The sequence below is a fragment of the Cryobacterium sp. CAN_C2 genome (assembly GCF_015751745.1).
Lineage (GTDB): Bacteria > Actinomycetota > Actinomycetes > Actinomycetales > Microbacteriaceae > Cryobacterium.
Genome location: NZ_JADOUX010000020.1, coordinates 1 through 14,708, shown reverse-complemented (window position 1 = coordinate 14,708; position 14,708 = coordinate 1). Strand labels below are relative to the sequence as shown.

The window sequence follows — 14,708 nt, the reverse complement described above, 5'->3', positions numbered from 1 at the left end:
TTAGTTCAACGAAGTTGAAAGGTTCCCTGCTATGTCGTCCGACCACTATTTTTCTCCGGCGCCCGGCACCGTGCTGAAAACCCGCCAGATCACGGTGCAGCTGCACGGGCAGGATCGTGAACTGACGACCGCCAACTCGGTGTTCAGTCCCGCGCACATTGACACCGGCACCGAGGTTCTGCTCAAGTACGCCCCCGAGCCGCCCCTCGAAGGCCATTTTCTTGATCTCGGCTGCGGTTGGGGTCCGATCGCGCTGCACCTCGCGCTGGCATCTCCGGACGCCACCGTCTGGGCCGTCGACGTCAACGAGCGGGCCCTCGACCTCGTGCGCACCAATGCCGCGTCCCTCGGCCTGACCAACATCAACGCGGTGCTCGCCACTGACGTGCCCGCCGATATCATCTTTCGCACCATCTGGTCGAACCCGCCCATTCGCGTCGGCAAAGACGAGCTCCACGGCCTTCTGCAGACCTGGCTGCCCCGCCTCGAATCAGAAGCGGATGCCTGGCTCGTCGTGCAACGCAACCTCGGCTCGGACTCGCTCCAGCGTTGGCTTGCCGCCGAACTCCCCGCCACCTTCGAGACCACGCGCGAAGCCATCAGCAAGGGCTTCCGAGTGCTTCAGGTGCACCGCGACTAGCCGAGGTTCAGAACCCCGTCAAAAACCAGCTCCGCCGGCCCGGACAGCGACACGTGTTCACCGTCCTCGGCCGGAAACATGCGCACGCCGAGCACTCCACCGGGCAGCTCGACCCGCCACTGGTGCGGCGCTGACTTTCCGGCCCAGTGCCGGGTGGCCAAGGCGGCGGCGGCGGCACCGGTGCCGCACGACAGGGTTTCCCCGCTGCCGCGTTCGTGCACGCGCATGCGGAACCGTCCGACGCCGTTGACGACGAGCGGGTCGTTCGGTACGACGAATTCGATGTTGACGCCGCCAGCCGGTGCCGGATCGAGTTGCGGAATAAAGGTGAGGTCGGCAGCGTCGAGTTCGTCGTCGTCGGCGAGGGCGACGACCGTGTGCGGATTGCCAACGTTGATGCCGAGGCCCGGACGGGCGACCGCCAGGTTCTTGGTGCGCACGAGCGGTTCGGTGCCGTCGAGCTTCCACCGACCGAGATCGACCTGAAAACCCGAGGCAGTGCGCTGCACGTCACGCACGCCGCCGCGGGTACCGATCGTGAGGGTGGCGCCGGGCTGCAGCTCGGCGAGGTCGTTTTCAATCAAGAATTTGGCATAAACACGGATACCGTTGCCGCACATCTCCGAGACCGTGCCGTCGGCGTTCCAGTAGTCCATGAACCACTGTGCCGCGTCGTCTTCGGCGAGGGCGGCCGCGCCGTCGGGCAGGTTCGTGCTGCGCACGGCACGGATGATGCCGTCGGCGCCGACTCCATACTTGCGGTCGCACACGGCGCGAATCTGCGCCGGGGTGAGCTCCATCGTGCCGTCGGGATCAGCGAACAGCACGAAGTCGTTGCCCGTGCCGTGGCCCTTGGTGAAGTTCAAAGTGATGCCCATGCTGTCAGTTTACGGGGCGGCCGCTGGGGGCATCCCCGGGCTGGCTCGAACCGTCGGTGCCGTGAGCGAACGGGGCGCACTGCCCGAGTCGACGTGCGCGAGGGCGTCGTCGACTCGGTCTACCGCACCAGAAGCGATCGAGTGCGTGTGGGCGTACCGTTTGAACCAGCTGACCTGACGGCGAGCATACCGGCGGGTGAGCTGCTGCGTGGCTTGGATAGCCTCGGCCTGGCTGAGGGTACCGTGCACCTGGCCGAGAGCCTGCGCGTAGCCGATCGCGCGGCTCGCGGTGACACCGTTCTCGATGCCGGCGGCAAGCAGACCGCGCGCTTCGTCGACGATTCCACTCGCCCACATCTGCTCCACCCGGGCATCGAGCCGGGTGGTGAGCTGCTCACGCGGGGTCCGCAGGCCGAGCAGTACGCTGGGACGCCAATACACCGGCTCCTCCGGTAGGGCGGCCAGGTGTGGGGCTCCGGTCAGCTCGACGATCTCCAGCGCACGCACCAGGCGTCGACCGTTGCGCGGGCCGATGCGCAGTGCAGCTTGCGGGTCAACGCCGTGCAGCCGGGTGTACATCAGGCCCGGTCCGTTCACGGCGAGTTCGGCTTCGAGCCGGGCACGCAGCACCGGATCGGTGCCGGGAAAACGAAAGTCGAACACGACCGCGGAGACGTAGAGACCCGAGCCGCCGACCAGGATCGGCGTGGCCCCGCGCGCGCGTATCTCCGTGACGACCGCGCGAGCATGCGCTTGGTAGTTGCTGACGGTGGCCTCGTCGGTCACGTCGAGCACGTCGAGCAGGTGGTGCGGAATGCCGCGGCGTTCGGCCAGGGACAGTTTCGCCGTGCCGATGTCCATGCCGCGGTAGAGCTGCATGGCGTCGGCGTTCACAATTTCGGCTGGCTGCCCACGCTGAATCAGCCGTTCGGCGAGGTCGAGCGCCAGCTCAGACTTGCCGGTACCGGTCGACCCAACGATCGCGATCAGTGCCGCCGGTTCAACGGGCCCCGCTGGTTCAGACGACACCGTTCCTAACGCTCGTCGTCGTTCACGTTGTAGATGGGAATGGTGGTGGAGCCGCCTTCGAGTCGCAGGCCGATCGTGGGCAAGCCCAGCGAGACCGGACCCGCGCTGCTCGTCCCACCGTGGGTGGGAACTCCGCAGGATTCGGCTTCTAGGCGGTCCCAGGCCTCTCCGGCCCGGGTCGAGCGGATGCGCAGGGGTGCGCCGTCGGTCGAGTCCGCGATGAGGTGGAACGGCGCCGCCTGGGTGACGAGCACGGTGACCATGTCGCCGGGCCGGGGGCGGGCCGAACCGGCCGGTACATCAAAGTGCACGAGGCGGCTATCGGGGGCGCGCCCGCTCAGGCGGTGCGTGTCACTGTCTTTGCGGCCGCCGTTGGCGACGAGCAGCTCGACTTCACGACCGATGAGCGCCTGGTTCTCTTCGAGGGAGATGCGCTCCTGCACGGCCGCAAGTCGCTCGTAGCGGTCTTGCACGATGCCCTTGGGTACCTGGTCGGGCATGGTCGCGGCGGGGGTGCCCGGACGAATGGAGTACTGAAAAGTGAACGCGGTCGCGAATCGGGCCTGTTCGACGACCCGCAGCGTCTCCTGAAAGTCTTCCTCGGTTTCGCCGGGAAAGCCGACGATGATGTCGGTGCTGATCGCGGCGTTCGGCATCTGTGCACGCACCCGGTCGAGAATGCCCAGGAACTTCGCCCCACGGTAGGAGCGGCGCATCGATTTGAGGATACGGTCGGACCCGGACTGTAGCGGCATGTGCAGCTGTGGCATAACGGCGGGCGTTTCAGCCATGGCATCAATGACGTCGTCGGTGAACGCGGCGGGGTGCGGGCTGGTGAAGCGGATGCGCTCCAGCCCCTCGATCTTTCCGGCCGCGCGCAACAGCTTGCCGAAGGCGAATTTGTCGCCGAACTCGACCCCGTAGGAGTTGACGTTCTGGCCGAGCAGGGTGACCTCGATGGCGCCGTCGTCGACGAGTGCCTGGATCTCGGCGAGGATTTCGCCCGGGCGGCGGTCTTTCTCCTTGCCACGCAGGGCCGGCACAATGCAGAAAGTGCAGGTGTTGTTGCAGCCGACCGAGATGGAGACCCAGCCGCTGTAGCTGGAATCCCGCTTGGTGGGCAGGGTCGACGGGAAGGTTTCGAGGGATTCTAGAATCTCGAGTTGAGCTTCGCCGTTGTGCCGGGCACGTTCGAGCAGGCTTGGCAGGGAGCCCATGTTGTGGGTACCGAAGACGACATCGACCCACGGTGCTTTCTCGAGGATGGTGGCCTTGTCTTTCTGGGCAAGGCAACCGCCGACGGCAATCTGCATCCCTGCGTGCTTGCGCTTGACCGAGGCGAGGTAACCGAGATTGCCGTAGAGCTTGTTATCGGCGTTTTCCCGCACCGCGCAGGTGTTGATCACAACGATGTCGGCCTCGCCGCCGTTGGCCGAGACGTAGCCGGCCGCTTCGAGCGAGCCGCTGAGCCGTTCGGAGTCGTGCACGTTCATCTGACAGCCGAAGGTGCGCACCTCGTAGGTGCGCGCGCACCCCGATTCGTCGATCGCGGCTGCCGAGGGGGTGATCACGGTTCGGCTTGCTAGTTCGGGGGCGACGATACTCATAGTGGTAACAGTTTACGCGAGCAATTCGGTGTGCGGGCCGTGTGGTTCGCGCATCAGCGGAATCGTACGCGGGAGGCACCACCGCCGCCGCGGTTGTCCATGGCGGCCTTCACCGCGAGTCGAACCGCGGTCGAGCTGTAGCCCTTGCGCATCAAAAAGCCGGTGAGACGGCGGTCGATGGTCTGGTCGTCGAAACGCTCCATCTGCGCAATACGCTTAGTAGCCAGGTCGATGGCACGTTCAGCTTCGTCATCGGGAAGTTCTTCGAGTTTGTCCAGCATGACGCTCGGGTCGAGCTTGCGCCGTCTCATTTCGGCTTCAACACCGGTGCGACCGAGGCCCTTGCGCACGTTGTGGCTGTGGATGATCTGATCGGCGAGCTTGACCTCGTCGAGGTAGTTCAGCTCGATGAACTTCTCGATGATCTCACTCGCCTCACCGGAGTCGACTCCGGTGGTGTTGAGCACCAGCAGCGCCTCGACCGTGGAGAGGGAGCGGCCACGCAACCGGTGCAGCAAAACCTTTTCGGCCCGCTCACGCTTCTCGAGTGCATCGGCGACGAAATCGGCTGCGGCGTTGGCCTCATCGTCGAGGTGATCGCTGACCCTGTGCGCACTAGCGGCTTCATTGGCCGCAGCCGCAGCAGTGCCTTCGATCTCGAAATCAGGGAAGCCGTCTTCGAGTCGCGGATGCAGCGGCGAGCGACGTTTCATTCCGGGTGCCGCACCGGGCAGGTAGGTCACGGGAGCCAAACCGGCGTCTGCGCGTTCTGCTGCGTCGTCCTGGGGTTCGAAATGAACCATTCCCGTGACCTGCCTCTCGGTGCCTGTAGTCGTGCAGTGTGTAGTCGTGCAGTGTGTAGTCGTGCAGTGTGCTGGAGTGCGTTCTTGTCTGGTTAGGCGCTCTTGCGGGCGGCCGAGGCCGTCTTGGCGACGATCGGGCCGCCGGCAAGCAGAGCCGTGGCATCCGCTTCAGCCTTGGCCTTGGTTTCAGACTCCAACACGAGAGCCGCGGCAGCCTTCTCGGCGGCCTTGGCGGCGATACCTTCGGGGCCAATGCCGAGCTTGATCAGAATCTTGCGCTCGATCTCGTTGGCCATGTCCGGGTTCTTGAGCAGAAAATTGCGCGAGTTTTCTTTACCCTGACCGAGCTGGTCGCCGTCGTAGGTGTACCAGGCACCGGACTTCTTGACGATGCCCTGGTCGACGCCGAAGTCGATCAGGCTGCCCTCGCGGGAGATGCCGATGCCGTAGATGATGTCGAACTCGGCCTGCTTGAAGGGCGGTGCCATCTTGTTCTTGACGACCTTGACGCGGGTGCGGTTACCGATCGCCTCGGTGCCGTCTTTCAGGGTTTCAATACGGCGAATGTCGAGACGCACCGAGGCGTAGAACTTGAGCGCCTTACCGCCCGAGGTGGTCTCAGGGCTGCCGAAGAACACGCCGATCTTCTCGCGCAGCTGGTTAATGAAGATCATCGTGGTGTTGGTCTGGCTGAGTCCACCGGTGAGCTTGCGAAGGGCCTGCGACATGAGGCGGGCCTGCAGGCCGACGTGGGAGTCACCCATCTCGCCTTCGATCTCAGCGCGCGGTACGAGAGCGGCCACGGAGTCAACGACGATGAGGTCGATGGACCCGCTGCGCACGAGCATGTCAGCGATTTCGAGGGCCTGCTCACCGGTATCGGGCTGCGAGACGAGGAGGGCGTCGATGTCGACGCCGAGCTTTTTGGCGTATTCCGGGTCGAGGGCATGCTCGGCGTCGATGAAGGCGGCGATGCCACCGTTCTTCTGCGCGTTCGCGATGGCGTGCAGGGTGAGGGTGGTCTTTCCCGAGGATTCCGGGCCGTAGATTTCCACGATGCGACCACGCGGCAGTCCGCCAACACCGAGCGCGACGTCCAGGGCTATCGACCCGGTCGAAATGGTTTCGACGGGGGCGCGTTCGTCGCTGCCGAGGCGCATGACCGATCCCTTGCCGAACTGACGGTCGATTTGCGCGAGGGCGGTTTCGAGGGCTTTCTCGCGGTTCGCTTGTGATGCCATGGTCGTGATCTCCTAGGTTCTGCACGGTCGCTACTACGAGTGTGCATGGTGGCGCCTGTAGGCTGTCGGCCCGCGCATCGGGAGGACCCCGATGCGCGTTTCGACAAGGCAATTGCTGACTTTCTCTGACAAATGCGACTGTACGCTGCACCTCCGACATTGGCCGGGAGCACGATCGAACGGTGCGCAATCTGTGAGATTGTCTGCTGTGGAGGAGCCTATCAAGACCGAACAGGTATTCGAGCATTACCGAGATTATTCTGCGGCGTGTCGAAATACCGGCCTGGCATGGACGGGCCAGAACGCGCTAATCTACCGGCGGGGAGCGGGGATGCCAGCCCCGTACCAGCGGCTGCGCGGCACGTCGACCTCGGCGCAGAGTGCCAGCCAGACGTCGCGGGCAGGAACACCGGCCGCGAGAGCTTGGTCCGCGGTTAGTCCGCCGAGTGGGGTGAGCACGAGATCGCGGGTGAGTACGCGCCCGTAGGCGTCGCCGAACTCGTCTCTCATTGCGGTGCGGAATTCACTCAGTCGCACAACGCTCCTTCAACCTCGGTCGGGCACACAGTCGTGCTTGAAATGACACCACCGCCGACACGAAGTGTCGGCGGTGGTGTACTGATATGAATCCTGGGGATGCGACCGGCTGGTGGCTAGCGCACCATGAGGTCGGCATCAAAGGTGGTAACGAACTCGTCCGGTACCGTGTAGGGGAACTGATCGATTCCCTCGATGACGGCGAGACGGTCACCAACTTCACGCATGATGACCGAAATCGGGGTTTCCAGAGCGTCGGCGACAGAAGCGAGAATCTCCGAGGAGGCCTCTTTCTGCCCCCGTTCTACCTCGCTGAGGTAGCCGAGTGCGACGCTGGCTTTGCTTGCGACCTGACGCAGGGTACGCCCCTTTTGCAGGCGGAAGTCCCTGAGCACATCGCCGATTTGCTGACGAACAAGAATCATCGGAACCTCCTTCTTATGCCTAATAACTCAAGCCAATCACTACCGGATTGTGGTGCTGGATGCTCACCATACTGCATTCATCCAACACATTGACACTACTGAGAATCACTGGGCTTTGCTTGTGAATGTCTTCGATGTAACCCGCCCGCAACAGGAACTATTCCGCGTCACCCTGCGCTATCAGCGCACGCACAGCATCAATGGCCTGCCGCACGGTTTCGGCGCGAATCTCGGCCCGATCGCCGTCGAGCTGCAGCGGCACAGCCCAGGAACCTGTGCCCTTGGACAGGCCGATGAACACCGTTCCGGCCGGGTGTCCACCATCCGGGCCGGGCCCGGCCACACCCGTGGTCGACACACCGACATCGGCGCGCACGTCGTTCACGGCGAGCAGGGTACGCACGCCGCCCGCCATCTGCTTGGCGACATCGGCGTGTACGGGGCCGTGCACGTTCAGCACGCTGCTGTCAACGTGAAGCAGGCTGCGCTTGAGTGCCGTGTCATAGGCAACCACTCCCCCGCGCACCACGACGGATGCTCCGGGGATGCGCACGAGTTCCGCCACGAGCAGGCCACCGGTCAGTGATTCGGCGACGGCAATGCTGAGGTGGCGGGTGGTGAGCTCCGCGATCAGCTTGGCCGTCGCATCCGCTGGCCCAGTTACTGGCCCAGTTTCTGGCCCAATTGCTGGCCCAGTTGCTGGCCCAGTTGGTTCAGCCGAGTGAGTAACGGGGAGGGAACCCGTGATCGGAGCCGGGTCAGGCAACGTCGTGCTTTCGCAGGCGCCAGGCCGAGACCAGATAGTCCAGGCCGGAAACCACGGTGAGCACGAGGGCGATGGTCATGGTCGCCGTGTTGAGCCAGTGCACCCACTCACCAAAGACCAGCCAGAACGGCAGCAGGGCGAGCGAGATCGACACGGACTGGGCGATGGTCTTGAGCTTGCCGCCACGGCTGGCCGGAATGACCCGGTCGCGCAGCATGACAAACCGGAACACGGTGATGCCGATTTCGCGCACCAGGATGACGATGGTCACCCACCAGGGCAGCTCGTCGAGGATGGACAGGCAGACCAGGGCGCCACCGGTGAGAATCTTGTCGGCGATCGGGTCGAGAATTTTGCCGAGGTCGGTGACGAGGTTGTGGCGGCGGGCGATCATGCCGTCGATGCCGTCGGTGGCGATGGCGATGATGAACAGAACGGCGGCGGCCCAGCGCAGGGCGCCGTTGTCGCCGTTGTCGGCCAGCAGCATCCAGATGAAGACGGGGGCGAGCAGAATGCGCACAACCGTGATGAGGTTGGGCACATTCCAATTGCTGGGGCGGGTGACGGATTGGTGCGGTGATGCCATGGTTCAGTCCCTGCCGGTTAGTTTCCAGGCATCCTCGTCGTCTTCGGTGCCGTCCACCTCAGAATACCCCTGTGACATTTTCTCGACCGGGTCGTCGGCGTAGCGCGGGTCGGGTGCCGACCCGGCGCGCGCGTCATCGGACTGAGCCTTCAGGGCGTGCTGTTCGTCGTCGGAACCGCGCAGGCGGGCGAGCACGCTCGGCAGCTGCTCGGCCGTCACGAGCACGTCGCGTGCTTTGGACCCTTCGGACGGGCCGACGATTTCGCGGGATTCGAGCAGGTCCATCAGGCGGCCGGCCTTGGCGAAACCGACCCGCAGCTTACGCTGCAGCATCGACGTCGAACCGAACTGGGTCGAGACGACGAGTTCCGCCGCGGCGAGCAGCACCTCGAGGTCGTCGCCGATGTCGGAGTCGATTTCCTTGCGCGGCGCGACCATGGAGACGTCGGGCCGATAGTCGGGCCGGGCCTGCATGGTGACGTGCTTGACGACTTTCTCGATCTCGTCTTCGGTGACCCAGGCGCCCTGCACGCGCACGGCTTTGGAGGCGCCCATCGGCAGGAACAGCGCGTCGCCCTGGCCGATGAGCTTGTCGGCGCCGGGCTGGTCGAGGATGACCCGGGAGTCGGTGACGCTCGTGACGGCGAACGCCAGCCGCGAGGGCACGTTGGCCTTGATCAGCCCGGTGACAACGTCGACGCTGGGTCGTTGGGTGGCCAGCACGAGGTGGATGCCGGAGGCGCGGGCGAGCTGGGTGATGCGCACGATGGAGTCTTCAACGTCGCGCGGGGCGACCATCATGAGGTCGGCCAGCTCATCGACGACGACCAGCAGGTACGGGTACGGCTTGAGTTTGCGTTCGCTTCCAACCGGCAGCACGATCTCGCCATTGACTACAGCCCTGTTGAAGTCATCGATGTGGCGAAAGCCGAAGCTCGCAAGGTCGTCGTAGCGCATGTCCATCTCTTTCACGACCCACTGCAGCGCTTCGGCCGCTTTCTTCGGGTTCGTGATGATGGGAGTGATGAGGTGCGGCACGCCAGCGTACGCGGCGAGCTCGACCCGCTTCGGGTCGATGAGCACCATGCGTACGTCGCTCGGCTTGGCGCGCATCAGCAGGCTCGTGATCATGGAGTTCACGAAGCTCGATTTGCCCGAGCCGGTCGAACCGGCCACGAGCAGGTGGGGCATTTTCGCGAGGTTGGCGATGACGAAGCCGCCGCCGACGTCTTTGCCGACGCCGATGGTCATCGGGTGCGTGGCATTGGTGGCGGTGCTCGAACGCAGCACGTCGCCGAGGGTGACGATTTCGCGGTCGGTGTTGGGAATTTCGATGCCGATGGCGCTCTTGCCGGGAATGGGCGAGAGGATGCGCACCTCGTTCGAGGCGACCGCGTAGGAGAGGTTCTTGCTGAGCGCCGTGACGCGCTCGACCTTGACGCCCGGGCCGAGTTCGATCTCGTATTGCGTGACAGTTGGACCACGGGAGAATCCGGTGACCTTCGCATCGACCTGGAACTGGCGCAGAACCTCGGTGATCGACTTGACGACGTCATCATTGGCGGCCGAACGGGCCTTGGCCGGCGGGCCGGCTGTGAGAGTGGATGCCGCGGGCACGAGATACGGAATGGCCGGGTGGGGGTCGGTGGAGGCGAGGGGCGGCAGGGCCGCGCCGGAGGCATCCACTGCCTGGCTCAGTTCGGGAAAGACGTCGTCGAAGCCGGGGAGCACCTCGGTGTGCCCGGCCGGGTCGTCGGAGTGCAATCCGGTGGACGGCGCCCCGCCGAGGTCGACCTCGCCGGTGAATCGTTTGACGGCGAGCTCGGCCTTGCGCAGGTCTTCGAGCACGTCGGTGCCGTAGTGATCCCGTTCGGGCGGCGCGGTGTGATCGGTGACTTCGGACTCGATGGCGCTGTCGAAACCGCCCCTTGACTGGCTGCCGCCGAGCAGCACACTGAGCGGGTCGGCGGCATCGGGGGTGGAGGGTCCAACCTTAGCTTCAGTCGATAGTGCACTACCGAAGTCGGGGTCTTCCTCCCGCTTGCTGTTGTTGCGGCGCCACCACGGCAGTGCGCCCTCGGACTCATCGTCGACGCCGTCCAGCTCAACCTGCGCGGTCTTGCCCAGCTTGGCGCCCTTGGCCTCTTGTGCGGCCGCTCGTTCTTCGTCCTCGGTCAGCTGGGCGCCGAACAGCCAGTCGTAGAGCTCACGGGAGCGCTGACCGACCCGGTTCGGCGGGGTCTTGGTGATGATGAACAGGCTCAGCAGCAACAACACGATGACGACGATCGTGGCACCGATCGACGTGGTCAGCATGATCAGCGGGGCGGCGATCATCCACCCGATGACCCCGCCGGCCAGCGCGAGGGCTGGCATGCCGTCTTGCGGCTGCGGCTGCACGCCGAAAATGTGGCAGAGTCCCGAGATGGTTACGAGCAGCAGGCTGAGCCCGATGCCGATGCGGCCGTTGTCGTGCACGGAACTGGGTTTGCGAAACAGCCAGACAGAGAACAGCAGCAAAATGACCGGGAGGGCGAAGGCGACCCGGCCGAACAGCCCACCGAAGGTGTACGCGTCGAGCTGCTGGGCGACGACGTTGTTGATCAGGAACCATTCAACGATGGCTCCCGAGATGGCGAGCAGCACGAGAAAGAATGGCAGGCCGTCGCGGCGTTCGTCTTTGGAGAGTTTTTCGGGGCCGAGCGCACGGGCGGCGCCGCCGGTCAGGTGGGCCAGGCCCATCCAGGCGCGGGTGCCGAGGCTCGGTTTTACGTCGACGGCGGTGAACTTGACGGTTTTCTGCGCGGCGGTGCGACCGGCTCCGCGGGTTGCCGGTTTGCGCGCCGGAGCGCCCTTCGCTGCCGGGGTGCGGGCACGCCCGGTCGACTTAGTGCTCGTAGCCATGAAATAACGCTACCAAGCACCGGCGACATTCCCCCGGCCCCACGCCCACGGCCGGCGGCATCCGTCTGTGTCAATAGCGGATGGCGTCAATCACCTTCACCCGCACCGCGACCAGTGCCGGGATCAGCCCGGCCAGAGCGCCGACGACGCTCGCGCAGACCAGGCCGAGGATGGCCGCTTCGACCGGGAACGGCGGAAAGTCGGTGACCTGGCCCTGGCTGATGAAATCCTCAACCAACGGACTCTTCACGATGAGCACAGCGGCGATCACGCCGACGATGCCGGCGACGACGGTCGCGACGACGCTTTCCATCATGACGGCGAAGAACACCCGGCCGGCGGTCGCCCCGAAGCTACGCCGAATGCCGATCTCTCGAATGCGCTGCTTGAGCGTGACCAGGGCAATGTTGACCAGGCCGAGAGCGCCGAGCAGCAGCACGAGACCGGCGATGGCACCGACCGTGAGCTTGAGCGAGAGGTACGGGTCGCCGTCCTGGAACGCCGCATAGTCCTGGCGGTTCACCTGAACGACTGCATCACTTCCCAGCGCCCCCTGCACATCACGCTGCAGAGCGCCCACCAGCTGTTCGGACACGTCGACGGGCACCCACAGCTCGTAGGACGGCGGTCCGAATTGCAGGTTCGGGCCGCTGACGACCGGGGTGATGGCGGTGAGGGCGTCGGCGAGTATGTACATAGCCGGTTCGGTTTCGTAGGAGAGCGCCGGATAGACACCGGTGACGACGGCCGTCGTGGTGCGTTCGCCGACCAGGGTGGCCGTCGGGTGTGTGCGCAGGTCGGGTCGGCCGAGGCGGTCCCAGAAGATTGAGTTGATCAACACGGCTGGCGCGAGCCGGGCCCGGTCGTCATCGGTGAACCAGGTTCCCTCATCGAGAGTGATGCGGTGCATGGTGCCGTAGGGCGGGTCGACCCCGAAGGTTTGCACCGGCACGGCGCCGTCAGCGAATTGCACCGTCTGGCTGGTGTTGACGACCCGGCTGGCATAGTCGATTTTGTACCGTTCGAGGGCGGTACGCCAGATTTCGGGCATCTTGGTTGGGGTGGAGCCGTCGTTCATTGACGCAGACAGGTACAGGCTGGCCGCGCGCCCACCCGATCGCTCGCTCGATTCGACGGTCGCCTGCTGGGCGACTCCGCCGAGCCCGACGACGGTCGTGATGGCACAGACGGCGACCGCCACGCCGATCAGTGACAGCATGACGCGGGTCTTGTGGATGCGTACTTCCTGCCAGGCCTCGATGACCGAGCCGACCAGGTTGCTCGCGACGCGCTTCATGCGGGCACCGCGCTCGAAACCTGCAACACGCCATGATCGAGCCGCAGGTGACGGGTGGCCCGGGCGGCGATGGCCGGATCGTGCGTGATGGTGACCAGAGCGGCCCCGGATTCGGTGGCGACCTCATCGATGAGGTCCATCACCGTTTCCCCGGTTTCGAGGTCAAGGGCGCCGGTGGGTTCGTCGGCGAGAATCAGTCGCGGACCGCGCACCAGTGAACGGGCGATCGCCACCCGCTGCTGCTCACCGCCGCTCAATCGGTCGGGCAGCGAGCCGAGCCGGTCGCCGAGACCGACCCGTTCGAGCATCTCGGTGGCAATGCGGGCGCGCTGCCAGAATTGGCGACCGTCGGCGTAGAGCAGTGGGGTCATCACGTTTTCGAGGGCGGTGCGGCCCTGCAGCAGGTTGAACTGTTGAAAGATGAAGCCGACCTCACGGCCGCGCAGCCGGTCCCGGGCGCCGGTAGGCAGCGACTGCACCGGGCGGTCCTCGAACAGCATGGTGCCGCTCGTGGGGTTGTCGAGCAGTCCGAGCAGGTTGAGCAGGGTGGTTTTACCCGAACCGGAGCGACCGACGATCGAGACACGGTCACCCACGTTCACCTCGAGGTCAACGCCGGAGAGGATGGTGAGCGGGGGTGCGTCGATGAGTTGCACCGTCCGGGTGACGCCCTCGAGGTGCAGCAGGGTCATTTGGAGATCCCGCTGCTGGAAATGCCGCCGTCGAAGCAGACCGTGCTGCCATCGGGCTGCAGATCACAGCCGCCGGTGCCGGGAGCGACCGCGGTGGCGCCCGGCACGAACTGGTTGATCAGGTCGCCTTCGATGAGTCCGTCGATGATCTGCACGTTGATTCCGTCGGTCATGCCGAGCATCACCGGGCGCTCTTCGGTACCACCGTCGGGCACGACGAACCAGACGACGCCGGTCTCGGCGGAGCCCTTGACCGCGGTGGTCGGAACGACGAGCACGTTTTCGGCCAGACCGGCGGCGATCGTGATCTGGGCGGCCAGACCGGAGAAGACGGTCACCTCGGCCGGAATCGCGCAGGTGACGGTGGTGCCGCTCGTGCCGGTCTGGCCGCCGGCCCCGCCGTCACCGCCGGTCGTGGCACCGGCCAGCGGGGTGGTGATGGTCAGTCCCGTGCAGGTGAACGGGGCGGGCCCATTGGTAATCGCTACGGATGCATCGTTGGGCTTGGTCAGCAGGCGATACTGCTGCTCGGGGCTGAGCGCGCCGCTCACCGAGAAGCTCGGCGGTGCAACCTGGCCGGTGGCATCCCCGACGGCCACGCTCTGGCCGTGGATCACGCCGAGCGAGCTGAGGATGCCGGCGATCGGGGCGAGCACCTTGGCGAAGGTGATCACCGGTTTCGGCTGGGTGATGGTGACGTTGCCGTCGGCATCCGTTGTTTCGACGGGATCTTTGATCGTCTCGACCCGGATGTCGTAGATCTTGTCGTCCTTGTTCACGGCCAAGCCGGCCGCCACGAAGATCTCGTCGACCGTGCCGATTGCGGTCGCTTTGACGGCGACGGCCGGATCGGCGCTGACCGTGCCCGGCAGCGTCACGTCGTTGCTGATGGTGCCGAGAGCCACCGGAATCTGGGGTTCGACGATGACGCCGGTCGGTTCGGCCGGGTTACTGTCGACCGCATTGTCGGGGTAGAACGCAATCTTGACGAGGGCCACGGCGATGGCCGCGATGCAGATCAGTCGAAGGATGGGAAAGACCCATTTGCGTGCAATGTTCACGACACTCCCCACCCGGCTGACCCAACGTAGGTCATGTTCGATGGGCTGATCATAACGGTGTGCGTGCGGATGTGCCACAGTCGGTTGCGCCGCCACGAGGTGGAAATGAAACTAATAGTGACGTTGAGGGTGGAAATACCGAGATGACGACCAACAACCTGTGATCGGGGCGCCGCCTCGTTTAGAACGGTTGGGGGTGGGGGTCGTCGAAGTGGCAGGGAGAGTTCCACGGGTCGCGCACG

Annotated in this window: 14 protein-coding genes; 1 reads left to right on the top strand and 13 read right to left on the bottom strand. The window is 65.0% G+C overall.

Translation table 11 applies throughout. The annotated features are described in order from the left end of the window. Positions 1-31 precede the first annotated feature (31 nt). Positions 32-640 (top strand): class I SAM-dependent methyltransferase, encoded by a 609-nt coding sequence (locus IWX77_RS14200; protein ID WP_196845165.1) that lies wholly within the window; start codon positions 32-34, stop codon positions 638-640. Here IWX77_RS14200 and dapF read toward each other — a convergent pair. From dapF to IWX77_RS14135, 13 genes are all read right to left on the bottom strand, one after another. Next, the gene (gene dapF / locus IWX77_RS14195) at positions 637-1,518 is read right to left on the bottom strand and encodes a diaminopimelate epimerase (RefSeq protein ID WP_196845164.1); all 882 of its coding nucleotides are present in this window, start codon (positions 1,516-1,518) and stop codon (positions 637-639) included. The two genes, IWX77_RS14200 and dapF, sit on opposite strands and share 4 nt — an antisense overlap. Positions 1,519-1,527: 9 nt before the next feature. Next, entirely contained in the window at positions 1,528-2,547 is a 1,020-nt protein-coding gene (miaA, locus tag IWX77_RS14190; protein ID WP_297412754.1) for a tRNA (adenosine(37)-N6)-dimethylallyltransferase MiaA, read from the bottom strand. 5 nt (positions 2,548-2,552) lie between these two features. Beyond that, positions 2,553-4,154, bottom strand: coding sequence for a tRNA (N6-isopentenyl adenosine(37)-C2)-methylthiotransferase MiaB (miaB, locus tag IWX77_RS14185; RefSeq protein WP_196845163.1), 1,602 nt, complete (start codon positions 4,152-4,154; stop codon positions 2,553-2,555). 53 nt (positions 4,155-4,207) lie between these two features. Next, entirely contained in the window at positions 4,208-4,957 is a 750-nt protein-coding gene (locus IWX77_RS14180; RefSeq protein WP_196845162.1) for a regulatory protein RecX, read from the bottom strand. A 92-nt stretch (positions 4,958-5,049) separates the two neighbouring features. Continuing rightward, positions 5,050-6,198, bottom strand: a complete 1,149-nt coding sequence (gene recA, locus IWX77_RS14175; protein WP_327012221.1) for a recombinase RecA — start codon at positions 6,196-6,198, stop codon at positions 5,050-5,052. Between the two features lie 312 nt (positions 6,199-6,510). Beyond that, positions 6,511-6,735, bottom strand: a complete 225-nt coding sequence (locus IWX77_RS14170) for a DUF3046 domain-containing protein (RefSeq protein WP_196845161.1) — start codon at positions 6,733-6,735, stop codon at positions 6,511-6,513. 116 nt (positions 6,736-6,851) lie between these two features. Continuing rightward, entirely contained in the window at positions 6,852-7,160 is a 309-nt protein-coding gene (locus IWX77_RS14165; RefSeq protein ID WP_196845160.1) for a helix-turn-helix domain-containing protein, read from the bottom strand. Between the two features lie 157 nt (positions 7,161-7,317). Next, a complete protein-coding gene (locus IWX77_RS14160; protein WP_327012222.1) occupies positions 7,318-7,926 on the bottom strand; it encodes a CinA family protein in 609 nt (202 codons plus the stop codon). Then, a complete protein-coding gene (gene pgsA, locus IWX77_RS14155) occupies positions 7,919-8,512 on the bottom strand; it encodes a CDP-diacylglycerol--glycerol-3-phosphate 3-phosphatidyltransferase (protein ID WP_196845159.1) in 594 nt (197 codons plus the stop codon). The genes IWX77_RS14160 and pgsA overlap by 8 nt, the downstream gene beginning before the upstream one ends. A 3-nt stretch (positions 8,513-8,515) precedes the next feature. Further along, positions 8,516-11,416, bottom strand: a complete 2,901-nt coding sequence (locus IWX77_RS14150; protein ID WP_196845158.1) for an FtsK/SpoIIIE family DNA translocase — start codon at positions 11,414-11,416, stop codon at positions 8,516-8,518. 70 nt (positions 11,417-11,486) lie between these two features. Beyond that, on the bottom strand, positions 11,487-12,713 hold the full coding sequence (locus tag IWX77_RS14145) for an ABC transporter permease (RefSeq protein ID WP_196845157.1): 1,227 nt from the start codon (positions 12,711-12,713) through the stop codon (positions 11,487-11,489). Beyond that, positions 12,710-13,405: an ABC transporter ATP-binding protein gene (locus tag IWX77_RS14140; RefSeq protein ID WP_196845156.1), complete on the bottom strand. Its 696-nt coding sequence runs from the start codon at positions 13,403-13,405 to the stop codon at positions 12,710-12,712. Before IWX77_RS14140 ends, IWX77_RS14145 begins: the two co-directional genes overlap by 4 nt. Next, positions 13,402-14,466: an efflux RND transporter periplasmic adaptor subunit gene (locus tag IWX77_RS14135; RefSeq protein ID WP_196845155.1), complete on the bottom strand. Its 1,065-nt coding sequence runs from the start codon at positions 14,464-14,466 to the stop codon at positions 13,402-13,404. Before IWX77_RS14135 ends, IWX77_RS14140 begins: the two co-directional genes overlap by 4 nt. Positions 14,467-14,708 lie beyond the last annotated feature (242 nt).